This window comes from Halostagnicola alkaliphila (genome assembly GCF_055379965.1).
This window is the reverse complement of record NZ_AP043826.1, coordinates 2,369,890-2,384,576: the sequence shown is the minus strand read 5'-3', so window position 1 is coordinate 2,384,576 and position 14,687 is coordinate 2,369,890. Positions and strand designations below refer to the sequence as shown.

At 61.7% G+C, this 14,687-nt stretch carries 15 protein-coding genes; 11 read left to right on the top strand and 4 right to left on the bottom strand.

Annotation, left to right across the window (positions count from 1 at the left end):
- Positions 1 to 9: 9 nt before the first annotated feature.
- The 8 genes from ACZ5C7_RS17175 (at position 10) to ACZ5C7_RS17140 (ending at position 5,460) form a co-directional block, all read left to right on the top strand.
- Complete coding sequence (locus tag ACZ5C7_RS17175; protein ID WP_464377498.1) at positions 10 to 237, top strand: LSM domain-containing protein; 228 nt, start codon at positions 10 to 12, stop codon at positions 235 to 237.
- Positions 234 to 410, top strand: coding sequence for a 50S ribosomal protein L37e (locus ACZ5C7_RS17170; RefSeq protein WP_459889831.1), 177 nt, complete (start codon positions 234 to 236; stop codon positions 408 to 410). Before ACZ5C7_RS17175 ends, ACZ5C7_RS17170 begins: the two co-directional genes overlap by 4 nt.
- A 185-nt stretch (positions 411 to 595) precedes the next feature.
- Entirely contained in the window at positions 596 to 1,789 is a 1,194-nt protein-coding gene (locus ACZ5C7_RS17165; protein WP_464377497.1) for a threonine synthase, read from the top strand.
- Positions 1,790 to 1,905: 116 nt separating this feature from the next.
- On the top strand, positions 1,906 to 2,694 hold the full coding sequence (locus ACZ5C7_RS17160; RefSeq protein ID WP_464377496.1) for a class I SAM-dependent methyltransferase: 789 nt from the start codon (positions 1,906 to 1,908) through the stop codon (positions 2,692 to 2,694).
- Positions 2,660 to 3,559, top strand: coding sequence for an AzlC family ABC transporter permease (locus tag ACZ5C7_RS17155; protein WP_464377495.1), 900 nt, complete (start codon positions 2,660 to 2,662; stop codon positions 3,557 to 3,559). The genes ACZ5C7_RS17160 and ACZ5C7_RS17155 overlap by 35 nt, the downstream gene beginning before the upstream one ends.
- The gene (locus ACZ5C7_RS17150) at positions 3,549 to 3,869 is read left to right on the top strand and encodes an AzlD family protein (RefSeq protein WP_464377494.1); all 321 of its coding nucleotides are present in this window, start codon (positions 3,549 to 3,551) and stop codon (positions 3,867 to 3,869) included. The genes ACZ5C7_RS17155 and ACZ5C7_RS17150 overlap by 11 nt, the downstream gene beginning before the upstream one ends.
- Before the next feature lie 122 nt (positions 3,870 to 3,991).
- Entirely contained in the window at positions 3,992 to 4,693 is a 702-nt protein-coding gene (locus ACZ5C7_RS17145) for a phosphoglycerol geranylgeranyltransferase (RefSeq protein ID WP_464377493.1), read from the top strand.
- Positions 4,694 to 4,809: 116 nt separating this feature from the next.
- Entirely contained in the window at positions 4,810 to 5,460 is a 651-nt protein-coding gene (locus ACZ5C7_RS17140) for a helix-turn-helix domain-containing protein (RefSeq protein WP_464377492.1), read from the top strand.
- A gap of 68 nt (positions 5,461 to 5,528) precedes the next feature.
- Here the strand turns inward: ACZ5C7_RS17140 and ACZ5C7_RS17135 are convergent, their stop codons facing one another.
- Positions 5,529 to 6,350: an SIR2 family NAD-dependent protein deacylase gene (locus tag ACZ5C7_RS17135; RefSeq protein ID WP_464377491.1), complete on the bottom strand. Its 822-nt coding sequence runs from the start codon at positions 6,348 to 6,350 to the stop codon at positions 5,529 to 5,531.
- Between the two features lie 120 nt (positions 6,351 to 6,470).
- Between ACZ5C7_RS17135 and aspS the strand changes: the two genes are divergently transcribed.
- Positions 6,471 to 7,775 (top strand): aspartate--tRNA(Asn) ligase, encoded by a 1,305-nt coding sequence (gene aspS / locus ACZ5C7_RS17130; RefSeq protein ID WP_464377490.1) that lies wholly within the window; start codon positions 6,471 to 6,473, stop codon positions 7,773 to 7,775.
- Between the two features lie 446 nt (positions 7,776 to 8,221).
- On the opposite strand, the gene ACZ5C7_RS17125 is transcribed toward aspS, so the two are convergent.
- The 3 genes from ACZ5C7_RS17125 to ACZ5C7_RS17115 form a co-directional block, all read right to left on the bottom strand.
- Entirely contained in the window at positions 8,222 to 9,109 is an 888-nt protein-coding gene (locus ACZ5C7_RS17125; RefSeq protein WP_464377489.1) for a lipase/acyltransferase domain-containing protein, read from the bottom strand.
- Positions 9,110 to 9,240: 131 nt separating this feature from the next.
- On the bottom strand, positions 9,241 to 10,893 hold the full coding sequence (locus ACZ5C7_RS17120) for a cation:proton antiporter domain-containing protein (RefSeq protein ID WP_464377488.1): 1,653 nt from the start codon (positions 10,891 to 10,893) through the stop codon (positions 9,241 to 9,243).
- The gene (locus ACZ5C7_RS17115; protein WP_464377487.1) at positions 10,886 to 12,658 is read right to left on the bottom strand and encodes a cation:proton antiporter domain-containing protein; all 1,773 of its coding nucleotides are present in this window, start codon (positions 12,656 to 12,658) and stop codon (positions 10,886 to 10,888) included. Before ACZ5C7_RS17115 ends, ACZ5C7_RS17120 begins: the two co-directional genes overlap by 8 nt.
- A gap of 217 nt (positions 12,659 to 12,875) precedes the next feature.
- Between ACZ5C7_RS17115 and ACZ5C7_RS17110 the strand changes: the two genes are divergently transcribed.
- Positions 12,876 to 13,703: a pantoate kinase gene (locus ACZ5C7_RS17110; RefSeq protein WP_464377486.1), complete on the top strand. Its 828-nt coding sequence runs from the start codon at positions 12,876 to 12,878 to the stop codon at positions 13,701 to 13,703.
- A gap of 57 nt (positions 13,704 to 13,760) precedes the next feature.
- A complete protein-coding gene (locus ACZ5C7_RS17105) occupies positions 13,761 to 14,540 on the top strand; it encodes a 4-phosphopantoate--beta-alanine ligase (protein WP_464377485.1) in 780 nt (259 codons plus the stop codon).
- Positions 14,541 to 14,687 lie beyond the last annotated feature (147 nt).

Below are 14,687 nucleotides of genomic sequence, written 5' to 3'. Positions count from 1 at the left end.
GTCTTTCGTATGAGTGGACGACCGCTGGACGTCCTCGAGGCGTCACTCGACGAACGGGTCACAGTCCGATTGAAGAGCGGCGACGAATACGTCGGCGATCTGACGGGCTACGACCAGCACATGAACCTCGTCTTAGAAGACGTAACGATACCCGTCGAAGACGAACTCACTGAGGAAGCGCCGGGCGAAGACACAACCATTATACGCGGCGATAACGTCGTTTCGATCACTCCATGACTGGTGCAGGAACCCCGAGCCAAGGAAAGAAGAACAAGACGACACACGTTAAGTGCCGACGCTGTGGCAACAAATCGTACCACGTGAAAAAAGGCGAATGCTCCTCGTGTGGCTTCGGTAAATCGGCCAAACGACGAGACTACGAGTGGCAGTCAAAAACCGGCGACAACTGATTCTGCAGATATTCGCGTCTGCCGTTCTCGAGCGACCGAGCGACCGCTGGGTTTTCGACTCGAGTGTGGGTAGTCTTCTCGAACGGCTGGAACTGTCCTGTTGAACGTCTGGACCGTCTTGTTGAGCGTCGGCTTCCGAGCGAGCCAATGGACAGTCCTTAGTTCTGGGCGACGAACCGGACGGTATGGAGACGACAGACGCCTTTCGCGGGCTCGAGTGTTTCGACTGCGAGGCGACGTTCGACGCCGAGGACGCGAGCCACGAGTGTCCGGAGTGTGGCGGAATTCTCGATCCGAGCTACGAGTACGAGGCGATCGATCTCGACCGGGAACAACTCGACTCGCGCCCGTTCGACTCGCTGTGGCGCTACGAGGAGCTGTTACCGTTTACGCGCGAGACCGCCGTCACGATGGACGAGGGAACGACGCCGCTGGTCGAATGCGAAAAGCTGGCCGAGGAGTTAGGCGTCGGGCGAGTCCTGATCAAAGACGAGGGGCGGAATCCGACGGGGACGTTCAAGGATCGCGGTCAGACCGTCGCCGTGACGGCCGCGAACCAGCACGGGGCAAGCGACGTCGCGCTGGCCACGGCCGGCAACGCCGGGCAGGCCGGAGCGGCCTACGCCGGACGGGCCGATATCGACTCGCACGTCTTCGTCCCCTCTCGGTCGAGTTTCACGAACAAGGCGATGATCAACGTCCACGGCGGCGACATGAACGTCGTCGGGGGTCGAATCGGGGACGCGGGCGCGGCCTTCAAAGAGGCCCTCGCGGAGAACGACGACTGGTACTCGCTTCAGACGTTCTCGACGCCCTATCGCCACGAGGGCAAGAAGACGATGTTCTACGAGATCGCAGAACAACTCGAGTGGGAGGTTCCCGACGCGATCGTCTACCCGACCGGCGGCGGCGTCGGTCTCGTCGGCATGTACAAGGCCGCACAGGAGTTCGAGCGACTCGGCATAACCGACGAACTGCCGCGACTCTACGCCGCCCAAGCCGAGGGCTGTGCGCCCATCGTCGAGGCGTTCGAGAACGGACGCGACGGACACGAACCCGTCGAGCATCCCGACACGATCTGCGGCGGAATCGAAATCCCCGACCCCGGCGCGAGCCCGTGGATTCTCGAGTCGCTCCGGGAGACCGACGGCGGCGCGGTCGCCACCGACGACGACGACATCCTCGAGGCGGCGATCGCGGTCGCGAAAGGCGAAGGGCTCGAGATGGCACCCACCTGCGCCGCGGCCGCGAGCGGCGCGTGGGACCTCGCCGAAGACGGCGAGTTCGACGGCGACGAGACGATCGTCATCCTGAACACGGGGACCGGGAATAAGGAAGCCGACGTGCTGCGCAGTCACCTGATGGGCCACGGAATCTGAGCGTCTCGGGGAGGACAAAGCGGTCCCCGAACCGGCGAACGACTGGAGGAAACCATAGTGGTACCGCGTCACATACCACGGCTACCGTTTTTGCGCCTCGATTCGTTGCAGTTCGCATGGACGTTGACGAGTACTTCGACGAGACAGCCGCGTTTTACGATGCCGTCTACGACGAGAGCGTCGACGGCGATCTCGAGTTCTACCGCGACCTCACACGGGAGGCAAACGGTCCGGTGCTCGAGGTCGGCTGTGGGACGGGCAGGATCTACCTCGAGTTGCTCCGGGACGGCGTCGACGCCGACGGGATCGATCTCTCGAGCGGCATGCTGGACGTTCTCCGTTCGAAGGCGGCCGAAGACGGTCTCGATCCCTCCGTCCGGGAAGCCGACGTCACCGAGTTCGAGGCCAACCGGGAGTACGCGGTCGTTATCGTTCCGTTCCGCACGTTCTTGCACGTTATCGAGATCGACGACCAACTCGAGGCGCTCGAACGAATACACGACGCCCTCGCTCCCGGCGGGCGTCTCGTTCTCAACGCCTTCGTCCCGAGCTTCGAGGTGATCTGCGAACAGTACGGCGCGTGGGAAGAGCGAACGCTCGAGATCGAGGGAGAGGAATACACGTACCGAACGAAGACCGAAATAGTCGACGAGGTGGAACAACTCGCCCGTATTCAGACGGTGGTTCTCGACCAATCTGGCGACGAACGCTTCCGAACGGAGACGCCGTTGAACCTCGTTTCGAGGCGAGAGTTCGATCTCCTCTTTCGGCTCTCGTCGTTTTCTTCGTGGCAGGTCTTCGGCGGATTCGATCGGGACCCGCTCGAGGACGTGAGCCAGGAGATGGTCTGGATCGCGGAGAAGGACAATGATGAAGCAGTGGCCGGCTCTCTTCCGAATCCGTGAGTCGGATACCCACGGGTACAACCGGCAGACCGCGCGTTATTTCGAGAGCGATTTATTCGCCGAGCGTGTTCGACTCGAGGAGGTCGAGTCGATGTCTACTGATCCGGATACAGGCGAGTCACCTCCGCCAGAGCCGACCGAAACCGAGAGCGAGCGATCAGCATCCGGTACCGAAGCTGACTCTGTGAGGTTTTCTCGAGAGGGAATTCGCACCGGATTTCTGACGTGCGCACCGGTCGCGGTCGGCGTCGCAGGGTACGGCGTCGCGTTCGGGGTACTCGCTCGACAGGCGGGCTTGAGCGTCGCCGAAGCCGGGTTGATGAGCGCGATCGTGTTAGCCGGTGCGTCACAGATCGTCGCGGTCGAACTCTGGGCGGATCCGATCCCGATCGCGACGGTCGTCTTCGCCACCTTCGCGATCAACCTTCGATATTCGTTGATGGGTGCTGCTCTCGAACCGTGGTTTCGCCACCTCACTTCGAAGCAGGCCTACGGGAGCCTGTTTTTCATGGTCGACGAAAACTGGGCGCTGACGATGCGCGAGTTTAAATCTGGAAGCGTCCGCGGCGCATTCCTCCTCGGGAGCGGCATCGTTCTGTGGCTGTTCTGGGTCGCTTCGACAGTTCTTGGTGCGACGGTGGGTGGTGCGATCGGACAACCCGAGCAATACGGCTTCGATTTCATACTCGCCGCAGTATTCGTCGCCCTCGCCGTCGAACTCTGGGAGGGGTCGTCGACGCTGCTCCCGTGGCTCGTCGCACTCGGGACCGCGATCGCCGCCGCGAACGTTTTTCCGGGCCAATGGTACATCCTTATCGGCGGGCTCGCCGCGGCGCTCGTCGAGGTGATTCGCCATGATGGGTGAGGAGTTCCTCTCCCTCGAGCCGATCGTCGTCGCCGTCATCCTAGCAATGGCGATCGCCACGATAATCACGAAAGTCGGCGGGTTGTGGCTCCTGAGCCGATTCGATGTGAGCGAGCGAGTCGAGGCGGGGTTGTCGGTGTTGCCCGGTGCGATCGTGATCGCACTTCTCGGGCCCGAGCTCGCCGAAGGCGGTCCCGCAGAGTGGGGGGCTGCCGCCGTCGTCGTCCTGGTCATGTGGCGAACGGAGAATATTCTGATCGCCCTCGTTACCGGCGTGATTGCCGTCGTCGCGTTCAGATCGGTCGGGTGACGCTCGTCGCCGTTCTCCCGGTCCGTGTCGACGCCCGACGGTCGCAAACTACTCGATTCGATCGTTCTTCGAGAAAGCGCCGATTCGCAGGGCTTTTGCTCGTTGTCGGGAAACGGAGCGGTATGACTGCGCCCTGGACCGACTGGAACCACATCCTCAAGATCGATCCCGACAAGGATCTTCCCGAGGGTGTCACCTACGGCGATCTCTGTGCGACTGGGACCGACGCCATCGAAGTCGGCGGAACGATGGGAATCACCGAAGAGAACATGAGCGCCGTTATCGAAGCCTGTGCCGAACACGACGTCGCGCTCTATCAGGAACCCTCGAGCCCAGATGTCGTCGTCGAAGACGACGCGCTAGACGGCTATCTCATTCCGACCGTTTTCAACGCTGGCTCTCCGTTCTGGATCACCGGGGCCCACAAGGAATGGGTTCGATTGGACACCGACCTTGACTGGGAGAAAACGGCAACCGAGGCCTACATCGTCTTGAACCCTGAGGCGGACGTCGCGACCTATACGGAAGCCGACTGCGATCTCTCGGCGGAAGACGTCGCCTCCTACGCGCAGGTCGCCGAGCGAATGTTCGGCCAGGAAATCGTCTATCTCGAGTACTCCGGAACGTTCGGCGACCCAGAAATCGTCGAATCGGCGGCTGAGGCGGTCGATGAGACGACGCTGTTCTACGGCGGCGGAATCGACAGCTACGATTCCGCACACCGGATGGCGACGCACGCCGACGTCGTCGTGGTCGGCAACCTCGCTCACGAGGCAAGCGTCGAAGCGGTCCGCGAAACCGTCGAAGCCGCTAACGACGCGTAGCTTCAGTGTGAAAACGCTGGTATCCGTTCGGTTCGGGGTGTTGTACTTACACCGAATCGACTGGAAAAAGTATTATTGGCCTAAACCGTTTTGCGTGTCGCCCGGAGATGGGCAGTATGAGTCTCCTCGCCGAATTCGAAGTGGCGTCCCCGGACCTCGCGTTGGGGCCGACGCTCGAGGCGATCCCGGCGCTCGAGATCGAACTCGAGCGCCAGTACGCGCTCGAACCGGAGCAACCGATTCTGTTCTGTTGGATTCGTTCCTCGAGCGAGACGGACGTCGACGGCGCGCTCGAACGGGATCGAACCATCGCGACGTTCGATCGCCTCGAACGAACGGGCGGGAGAGTACTGTACCGACTCAAACGCAGTCACACGGACCAGACGAACGTAATCGAAAGCTACCAACGATGGGTGTCACTCGGCGGGGAGTTACTCGCCGGGCAGACGGGAAACGGATACTGGGAGTTCGAGATGCGGTTTCCCGACCGCGATTCGTTTACCGAATATCACGAGTTCCTCGAGTCCCACGGCGTCGAGTTCGACTTGCAACGAATATCCGACGGGGGGCGCGCACGCGAATCTGGCAAAACTCTCACGCGATCACAACGAGAAGCGCTGACGCTTGCGAACGAATACGGGTTCTTTGCGGTTCCTCGCGAAGCGACGCTGAGCGATGTCGCCGGCGCACTCGACATCTCGGAACAGGCCGTCAGCGAACGAATCCGTCGGGGACAGGCTCGGTTGATCGAGGAGTATCTCGTTTAGAAGCGGTCAGTTCGATCCGTTACTGTTGACCGTCGGTTTCCGGTCACACTGGGACGCATCTGCGGGACTTACTGCTTTCTCTCGAGCACGCGCTCTCGGAGCGCTGGCAACGCCGTCGTGACGTCTTCGCGACACACGACCGTCGCGGCGTCGTCGGACGGTGTCGACTCGAGGTTGACGATTCCAAGCGTTGCCCCGGTCGAACTGGCAGTTCGAGGGAGCGATGCGGCGGGTTCGACGACGAGCGACGAGCCGATTGCGAGAAACACGTCGCTGTCACGCGCGAGCGTTCGGGCGCGTTGTATCGTCGCGCCGGGAAGCTGCTCGCCGAAGAGGACGACGTCGGGCTTGTACGTCCCGCCACAGTCGCACGTCGGCGGAAGCTCGCCGTCGGCGACCCGGCCGAAGGCGTCGTCGCCGTCGATACGGCGGCCACACATCGTACAGACGGCGCGCTGTGAATTGCCGTGAAGCTCGAGAAGCGTCGTCGATTCGGTGCTTTCGGTGGCCAATTCGCTGGCGTCGCTGCCGTCGTCTCGCTTCGTTTCAGTCGACGAGAGCGCCCGCCCGTGTAGCCCGTCCGTATTTTGGGTGAGAATCGCGTCGAGATATCCCTCCGAACCGAGCGCTGCCAACGCCTCGTGTGCGACGTTCGGCTCGTAGCCGTCGCCGAACATCACTTCCTGTAGCTCGAGGCGGTCCGCCCAGAACCCCGCCGGATCCCGCTGAAATCGGCCGTAAGTAAACTGTCCCTCGTCGAAGTGCTCCCAGACACCGTCGTCGCCCCGAAACGTCGGGACGCCCGAAGGTGCGGAAATTCCGGCACCGGTCAAGGCGACGACCGTCGCGTCGCGATCGATTTCGTCGGCGAGTCGCTCGAGGCCGTCCATACCCTGGTTTCACACCGAACGAAGAAAATTCGGTCGGCTGCGGTGAATAAGAGAGCAGATCGGCATCACCCTCGAGCGCGAACGATGGCGCTTAAGTTTCGGCTCCGAGAATCGGAGGGTATGCAGGACAGAACTTACACTGCCGACGCCGAGCCAGGTGACGACGTCACCGTCGCCGGCTGGGTCCACGAGATCCGCGATCTCGGCGGAATTGCCTTCTTGATCCTTCGAGACGCGACCGGAAAGATCCAGATCAAGTTCGAGAAAGACGAGATGGACGACGAACTCGTCGAGACGGGGCTGGACGTCGCTCGAGAGAGCGTCGTCGAGGTCTCCGGGGCCGTCGAAGAGGAGCCGCGCGCGCCGACGGGCGTCGAGGTTACTCCCGAAACCGTCGACGTTATCTCAGCGGCGGATCCGGAGCTACCGCTCGATCCGTCCGGGAAGGTCGACGCCGAGATGTCGACGCGGCTGGACAACCGGACGCTCGACCTACGCAAGGAGGAAGTGCAGGCGGTCTTCGAAATTCGCGCGGAGATCCTCCGTGCGACCCGCGAGCAGTTCCGCGAGTTCGACGCCACGGAGATCAACACGCCGAAAATCGTCGCGACGGGAACGGAGGGCGGCACCGAACTCTTCCCGATCACGTACTTCGGCGAGGAGGCCTTTATGAACCAGTCCCCGCAGCTGTTCAAGCAGCTGATCGCGGGCTCGAACGTCGAGCGCGTCTTCGAAATTGGCCCGATCTTCCGCGCTGAAGAGCACAACACCCCGCGGCACCTGAACGAGGCGACCTCGATCGACTTCGAGGGCGCGTTCTGCGACCACACCGACGCGATGGACGTCGTCGAAGGCGTCGTCAAGGCGGCCTACGAAGCGATTGCCGAAAACTGTCAGGACGAACTCGAGGCGCTCGGCCTCGAAGACGAATTCGGTCTCTCTGACGACGCGTTCCCGCGTCTCAGCTACGAGGACGCGATCGAACGGATCAACGCGACGGGCGAACTCGACGAGCAGCTCGTCTGGGGCGACGACCTCTCGACGGCGGCCGAAGAGGCCCTTGGCGACGATGTCGGCGGTCACTACTTCATCACCGACTGGCCCAGCGAGATCAAGCCGTTCTACATCAAGGACCACGACGACGACCCGCAGCTCTCGACCGGCTTCGATCTAATGCACCCCCGGATGGAACTCGTCTCGGGCGGTCAGCGCGAGCACCGACACGAGAAGCTCATTGAAGGCTTCGAACAGCAGGGTCTCGACCCCGATCAGTTCGAGTACTACACGAAGATGTTCAAGTACGGCATGCCGCCCCACGCCGGATTCGGCCTCGGCGGCGAGCGACTCGTGATGACGATTCTCGGACTGGACAACATTCGAGAGGCTGTTCTCTTCCCGAGAGACCGGCAGCGACTCTCGCCATAGGCGAGGTCGCTGTTCGTCGATCGGGAGCCAGAGAGGCGAACGCAGTGAGTCTCTCGCTGTTCCCGAGAGATCGTCAACGTCTGAGCCCGTAAGGCGAAGATGTTGAGAGCTAGCAAGGCGCGGCGAGCGGTAGCGAGCCGTGTCTTGCGAGATCGCCAGCGTTTGTCGCCATAGGCGAGGACGCGACCGAGGAGAACGCCCTCGAAAACGCGAGCGCTAGCAAAGCGACACGCATGCGACGAGTAACTGCCGAGTAGTTCGGTCACGTTTTCACCACCGATCCGGCGATCTTGTAACGAGTAGAACAGGAGCCCGTCGACGCCCGAGGCTCCTCGAGGGGCCTCGAGATCGTCGACAGTGAGCAATCGTTCACGATGAGACGATACGAACTCTGATACTGCTATCGATCGGCGACGCGTCGGGTGCTGATTCGACCAGCCGCCGAATTACCACCAGCCCCAGCCGTTGTCGCCGTCGTCGACGTCGACGCCGGCCGCGTCGGCCAGATCGGCACCAACCGCTTCGTCGCCGAGGAACCCGAGGTGACTGCCAACGCTATCGGTCACGTCGACATCTGTGTAGTTGTCCGCGACATCGTCCGGACAGCCGGAACCGTCGGTGCCCAGTGCAGCGCCGAAGAAGCCGCCGTAGGCACTTCCCACGGTCGAGTCGTCCTCGGAGTGGTAGTTTCGGACTTCGTCCGCGTTGTTCTCGATCCCCTCGTACCAGTTGTCGCCGAACAGGCCGCCGCCACCGTTACAGACCATGTCACCGTCGGCCGCCGCCCCCAGCGGGGCGACCGTCTCGACCGAGTACGCGTCGTCGATGTGGTTGACGGTCTCGAGGACGACGCGGCCGCCCAGCGAGTGACCGATAAGCCGAACATCGCCGCCCCCGTCGTCGTAGAAGTCCTCGAGCATCTCGGCGAGGTTTTCGCCGACCTCCTCGGTTTCGCTTTCTGCGGCGGGGAAGTTGATCGTCGTCGCGTCCCACTCGATCGCGACGTATTCGTCCGCTTCGTAGCCGACGTCTTCCATCGATGTTGCGACATCCGACGCCTGACTCGCGACAGTCGAGTCCCCGAACCAGCCGTGTACGAAGATGAACAGTTCGTCCTCGACGGGAAGGGGATCGGGCGATCCGCCGCCCCAGATACCGCCACCGACATCTATTACTTCGATGTCCCAACTCGAGACTGCGGATGCCGACCCGGATGCCGCCGCGATCCCTGCACCCCCGACGAGTGCCGTTCCGCCGGCTTTGAGCATCGTTCGTCGAGTCGTCTGTGAGCCATTGATCGATTGATTTCGTCCGCCGGATTCGTTGTCTACCATGAGACAATCATCATTCCTCATGTTTATTAGATGGGTTTACTGTCTCTATTCTGAACGTGTTTATATGGCGTGTGATGGCACAGATCGTGTTAATCGACCCGGCGGAATACCATCGTTCGTCGGGCCGAGCACTACTCTATTCGTTGGCTTTCGACTGCATCTCTGAGATTCTCGATCTTACCCTCGAGTACTCGGTCGACGTATCCCTCGAGGTGATCCGCGGCTTCGAGGTCGGGCACGGCAACATAGTCCGCGCCGGCGTCGTAGAACGTCTCGGCGTACTCGCTGTGAATGCCGACGACTGCAACCGGTGCGTCCGTGTCGAGGGTCGCGACGGATTCGTTGAGATCGCGCTGTGGAAGCGTCGAGACGATCAACGCCGCTGATTCGATGGAGGCTTGCTCCCGGGTGTTCGGATCGACCACATCGCCGACGAGGGACTTCCCGCCGACGTCCTCGACGGCCTCGGCGTGGACAGGGTTATCGACGATCACGAGACAGTCGCGACCGCGCTCGAGACAGTGCTCGAACAGCACTCGACCGATTGCTTCGAAGCCGATGATAACGACGTGATCCTCGAAAGACCCCGAGACGTCGGCGGAGGAATCCCCGATCGAGAGACGGCCGGGAACGACTGCAGCGAGTCGCCGGTATATCGCTTCGTCGTGATGGGACGTGTACGACGAGACGAGCATCGTCAGGAGCGCCGCGAGAACGATCGCCTCGAACACCGAGGGAGCGATCGTGCCGAGAATAGCGGCTTGAATCGCGATGACGAGGCTGAACTCGCTCAACTGGTCGAGACGGAGTCCGGTGAGAACAGCGGTCCGCTCGGAAAATCCGCGCCAGCGAAGGATTCCTGCGGTGAGCAACGGATTGACGACCAGGACGACGACGAGCAGGAGAACCGTGTATGCGACCGTGGAGGCGTCCGGAAGCGAAACGAGCGCCCCGACCGTCACGAAAAAGATCGGGACGAAAAAGTCGGTGAGATCGTCGACGGTATCGACGAGTTCCAGCGAGTAGGGGTACTCGTCTGCCACGGCCAGGCCCGCGGCGAACGCGCCGACGGCAACCGAGACGCCGAGGGCCTCTGCGACCCCGATACCGAGAACGACCAAGGTGATTCCGACGAGCATGAGCACCTCGGAATCTCCCTCGAACTGGGCGATCAACCGCGAGAATACCCATCGCCGTATTGCGAGTGCGGTCGCAAAGAGTGCGACCGTTCCGACGAGAAGGGGTTCGATTCCCGTACCGATCGCGACTCCTTCGTCCGTTTCCGGGAGATAGACGAACGCGGCGAGCGCGAGAAGGACGATGATACCCAGTACGTCTTCGACGAAGTGTATCGACTCTCCGAGCCGGTCCGACGTCGTCCGAAACTCGACGGCGCGCTCGAGATAGCTCACGCCGACGAGCGACGAACTCAACGCCGCGGCGACGGCGAGGTAGCCGGCGTTCAACGCCGAGAGATCGAGTGCGCTCGCGAGGAGGAACGCGATTCCGCCGACGAGAACCGCCTGTGCGATCGCGGCGAGCGTCCCCACTCGCCCTGTCGACTCGAGCGTGTCGGCATCGATTCGGACGCCGAACAGAAAGACGAGGAAGGCGATTCCCCACTGGGCCAGTTCCAGAATCTGCGATTCGTCGATAAACGCGCCGACGAGGGCGCCCGTAAGCAGGTACAGCGGAATCGCGGACACCGGCAGTCGGGACGCGAGCAACACAACGATGGCAGCGACGACGAAGACGACTGTCAGTATCGAGATGAGCTCAATCATCGTCCTTACCCCTGATTGAGGCTGCACGCGTCTCGACGCGATCCGCGAACGCGTCGTCGTTATCGAAGAAGTCCTCAAGCAGCGAAATGAGCGCGTCCGAGACGAGACTCTGCGTCGCGATAACGTAGTCTGCGCCTTGCTCGTACAATTTCTCGACCGTTTCCGGGTCGTTGGCGGTAACGATCGTCAGCGGGTCCTCGATCGTCCCACCGTCCGTCTCCTCGAGCAGTCGTTGATTGACCGCCGGCCGTTCGGCGACCGAGACGAGGGCGGCCGCGTTCTCGAGGTCGAGTTCCTGTCTCACGTCGGCGTGGCGGGCGTCACCGAAGACGAACTCGATGTCGGCCTGTCGATCGTCCTCACCGGTCGTTGTCGTGCGATCGTCCTCGCCGGTGACTACAGCCCGATTACCGCCACCGGTCTCGGCGAACTCCTCGACGTACTCGACGGAGCGATCGACCAGAACCACTTCGTCGCAGTGGTCTCTCAAGGCGGGAAGTAACCGGTCAGTGAGCGCGTCGACGCCGACGACGACAGCGTGGTTCTCGTGGACGCCGACGCTCGAGTCGATCGTTTCCTCGCGTTCGAATCGCTCGAGAAAGGGTTTGACGCGGTCGTAGATATCCCGGTTGTAGATGATGACGTAGGTCGAGAGGGTCATGGTTACTAGCGCCATCAGACTGAAGAATCCGAGAATGTCGGCCTCAATAAACCCCTGATCGACGGCCAGCGCACCGAGGACCAACGAGAACTCGCTGACCTGTAACATGGAAATGGTCCCGAGAAACGAGGTTTCGCTGTCGAACCCCTGGCTCGCGAAGAGTCCGTAGACGATGACGAAGTTGCCGGCCAGCAAGACGGCGCAGGCGATCAGCGCCTCCTGCCAATAGGCGAGCAGTTGGGCGGTCTCCATCTGGAGCCCGATGCTGGCGAAGAAGATAACGATGAAAAAGTCAGTAACCGGCCGCATTCGTTCTTTAATCTCGAGGCTATAGGGCAGTTGTGCGAGCGCAAGACCCGCGAAGAAGCCGCCGACTTCGACGGTGAGTCCGCCAACTTCGGCGACGTAGATGAACAGAAACGCCCAGCCGATCGCGACGGTAAAGAGCGTCCGATCGTCGTCGGCGCTGGCTCTGAGAATCGCGGGAAGCACGTACTTGTACGAAAGGTACGTGACGACGCCAACGAGGATCATGAGGCCGGAGACGCGGCCGACGTTCAGCGCGATCGCCTGCGGATCACCCGCAGCCTCGACGCTGAGGATCGCGAGTGCGACGACGAGGTAGATGTCCTGAAAGATGAGCACGCCGACGTCGACGCGACCGTAGAGCGATTTGAGTTCGTTTTTGCTCGAGAGGACCTTGACGATGATCGGCGTCGCGCCGAAGGTGGTCGCCAGCGCGATGACGAGCGACTCGAATAGCGTAAAGCCGAGCCCGAGTGCAACCGCCGTCGAGAGACACGCCTGCAGGATCGCCTGTCCCACCGCGATCGCACCGACGGGTTTGAGGATGTCTTTGACGTTCTCGAACGACATCTCGATGCCGAGCAAAAACAGTAGCAATCCGAGACCGAGTTCGGCAATAACCTCTATCAACGCATCTTCGGTGACGACGCCGAAGACGACCGGACCGGCGAGGAGCCCGGTCAGAATGTACGCGACGATCGTCGGCTGTTTTGCCAATCGTGCGACGGCACTCAAAACCGCGGCTGCGAGCAACAGTATCGCGAAATCGGTCGCGAGTGCGATAGATTCTGCCGACATATTCTGCAAAGCTTACTCGATCTTCGGTTCGCGGCCCGGCGTCGCGTCTGGTCTCGAAAAGAGGGTTCCAATAGCGCGGCGTTCGCTTCCAAAATTCAATGTACCGATCGTTCGGGTAGCTGATGGAAAAGCCGAGAGCCTGAAAATGCAAATACCCTCTCGCTCGAGGGGGAGAAAATCTTCAACGTTATATCCGCCGGGACGAAACCACGGGCACATGCGCGAGGAAGCGACGGCGTTCGTTCCGGGCCACGTGACGGGATTTTTTAGCGCACACCCGAACGACGACCCGACGAAGGCTGGCTCTCGAGGGGCAGGGCTCACGCTGACGGATGGCGTCGAGGTGACGGTTACCCCGGCTTCGGAGACGATGATCGTCCTCGACGGCGAAGGGATCGATGTCGATCCCGTGGGAACCGTCCTCGAGGCGCTCGACGTGTCGGCTCGCGTCGAAGCGCGAGCCGATATTCCGCTCGGATCGGGATTCGGCGTTTCTGGTGCAATGGCGCTCGGAACCGCACTGGCGGCCAACCGTGTCTTCGAGCGCACGCGCTCGCGAAACGAACTGGTGACGATTGCCCACAGCGCAGAGGTACAAGCCGGAACCGGGCTGGGAGACGTCGTCGCGCAGGCCCGCGGCGGCGTTCCGATCCGCCTCGAGCCCGGGGCTCCAGGGTCGAACGAACTCGACGGAGTTCCGGCTCGAGCACGCATCGAATACGTGTCGTTCGGCAAGTTGTCGACCGAGCAAGTGCTTTCGGGAGAGACAGAAACGTTGTCGGCCGCAGGCGAGCAGGCGCTTACCAGAGTCGTCGAAGAACCCACACTCGAGACGTTCGTGGACGCCTCGAGCGAATTCGCCCGCGAAGCTGAGTTGCTCACGCCGCGGGTGATCGAAGCACTCGACGCTGTCAACGAACTGGGTGGGCAGGCGTCGATGGCGATGCTCGGTGAGACGGTGTTCGCACTCGGTACCGGCCTTTCGGCTGCGGGGTACGATCCAGACACCTGCCACACGCACCCGGCGGGAGCGACGCTCAAATAAGACGGCCCATTCGAGGGAATCGGTCGGTTTTTTATCGCCGGTCGCCAGCGAATATTCGTGACCGATCACGAGACCGTCCCCGCCGAGGTCGAGGACGAGGAGGAGATTCCCAAAGACCACCCGAGATATCAGGACCTGCTCACCCGCCACCGAATCGAGACGGGCGTCGAGAAGGGAATCACCCACCTTCAGGGAATGCACGCGGAAGGACGCGGCAGTGCCTTCGATTACCTCCTCGGCGAGGAGACGATTCCGAGTGCGGACGCTGCAGAGCGAGCCGCGGCCGCACGGCTACTACTTGCGGACCGTCCGGTGCTTTCGATCAACGGAAACGTCGCCGCGCTCGTTCCCGGCGAAATGGTCGACCTCGCGGCGGCCGTCGACGCCGACCTCGAGGTCAACCTGTTCAACCGAACGCCCGAGCGGATCGACGCCATCGCCGACCACCTCTTCGAACACGGTGCCGAACAGGTCAAAGGGATCGACGCCGACGCTCGGATCCCGAATCTGGACCACAAACGCGCGAAAGTCGATTCGGAGGGAATCTTCGAAGCCGACGTCGTCGTCGTTCCGTTGGAGGACGGCGACCGAGCCGAAGCGCTCGAGTCGATGGGAAAAACCGAAATCGTGATCGATCTCAATCCGCTCTCCCGATCCCCGCAGGTCGCCGAGATTCCCATCGTCGACAACATCATTCGAGCCGTCCCGAATATGACCGAACACGCTCGAGAACTCGACGGCGTAGCGGAGTCCGAACTTCGATCGATACTCGAGAAATTCGATCGCGAGGCGGCACTCGAGGCCGCAGAAGAGCGGATTCGATCCGGGACGCTTTGAGTGGAAGGGAGCAAATACTGACCGGAGCGAGCTCCAATCGGCCGCCCAGGACATCAAATTACGCATAGGTGTCCGTGAACAGGCGAGTCTTACAGTAGACTCCCTCGCAGTTCCGCTCGGTTACGCCCGGTTACTATCGTTTTTTCA

Excerpts from the sequence above, each read along its gene's own strand:
- ACZ5C7_RS17135 (WP_464377491.1), bottom strand. The coding sequence starts at position 6,350 with ATGGACGGCCTCGAGCGACTCGCCGACGAAATCGATCGCGACGCGACG.
- ACZ5C7_RS17155 (WP_464377495.1), top strand. The coding sequence starts at position 2,660 with ATGAAGCAGTGGCCGGCTCTCTTCCGAATCCGTGAGTCGGATACCCAC.
- ACZ5C7_RS17125 (WP_464377489.1), bottom strand. The coding sequence starts at position 9,109 with ATGGTAGACAACGAATCCGGCGGACGAAATCAATCGATCAATGGCTCA.
- ACZ5C7_RS17145 (WP_464377493.1), top strand. The coding sequence starts at position 3,992 with ATGACTGCGCCCTGGACCGACTGGAACCACATCCTCAAGATCGATCCC.
- ACZ5C7_RS17115 (WP_464377487.1), bottom strand. The coding sequence starts at position 12,658 with ATGTCGGCAGAATCTATCGCACTCGCGACCGATTTCGCGATACTGTTG.
- ACZ5C7_RS17110 (WP_464377486.1), top strand. The coding sequence starts at position 12,876 with ATGCGCGAGGAAGCGACGGCGTTCGTTCCGGGCCACGTGACGGGATTT.
- ACZ5C7_RS17120 (WP_464377488.1), bottom strand. The coding sequence starts at position 10,893 with ATGATTGAGCTCATCTCGATACTGACAGTCGTCTTCGTCGTCGCTGCC.
- ACZ5C7_RS17160 (WP_464377496.1), top strand. The coding sequence starts at position 1,906 with ATGGACGTTGACGAGTACTTCGACGAGACAGCCGCGTTTTACGATGCC.
- ACZ5C7_RS17150 (WP_464377494.1), top strand. The coding sequence starts at position 3,549 with ATGATGGGTGAGGAGTTCCTCTCCCTCGAGCCGATCGTCGTCGCCGTC.
- ACZ5C7_RS17170 (WP_459889831.1), top strand. The coding sequence starts at position 234 with ATGACTGGTGCAGGAACCCCGAGCCAAGGAAAGAAGAACAAGACGACA.
- ACZ5C7_RS17175 (WP_464377498.1), top strand. The coding sequence starts at position 10 with ATGAGTGGACGACCGCTGGACGTCCTCGAGGCGTCACTCGACGAACGG.
- ACZ5C7_RS17140 (WP_464377492.1), top strand. The coding sequence starts at position 4,810 with ATGAGTCTCCTCGCCGAATTCGAAGTGGCGTCCCCGGACCTCGCGTTG.
- ACZ5C7_RS17165 (WP_464377497.1), top strand. The coding sequence starts at position 596 with ATGGAGACGACAGACGCCTTTCGCGGGCTCGAGTGTTTCGACTGCGAG.
- aspS (WP_464377490.1), top strand. The coding sequence starts at position 6,471 with ATGCAGGACAGAACTTACACTGCCGACGCCGAGCCAGGTGACGACGTC.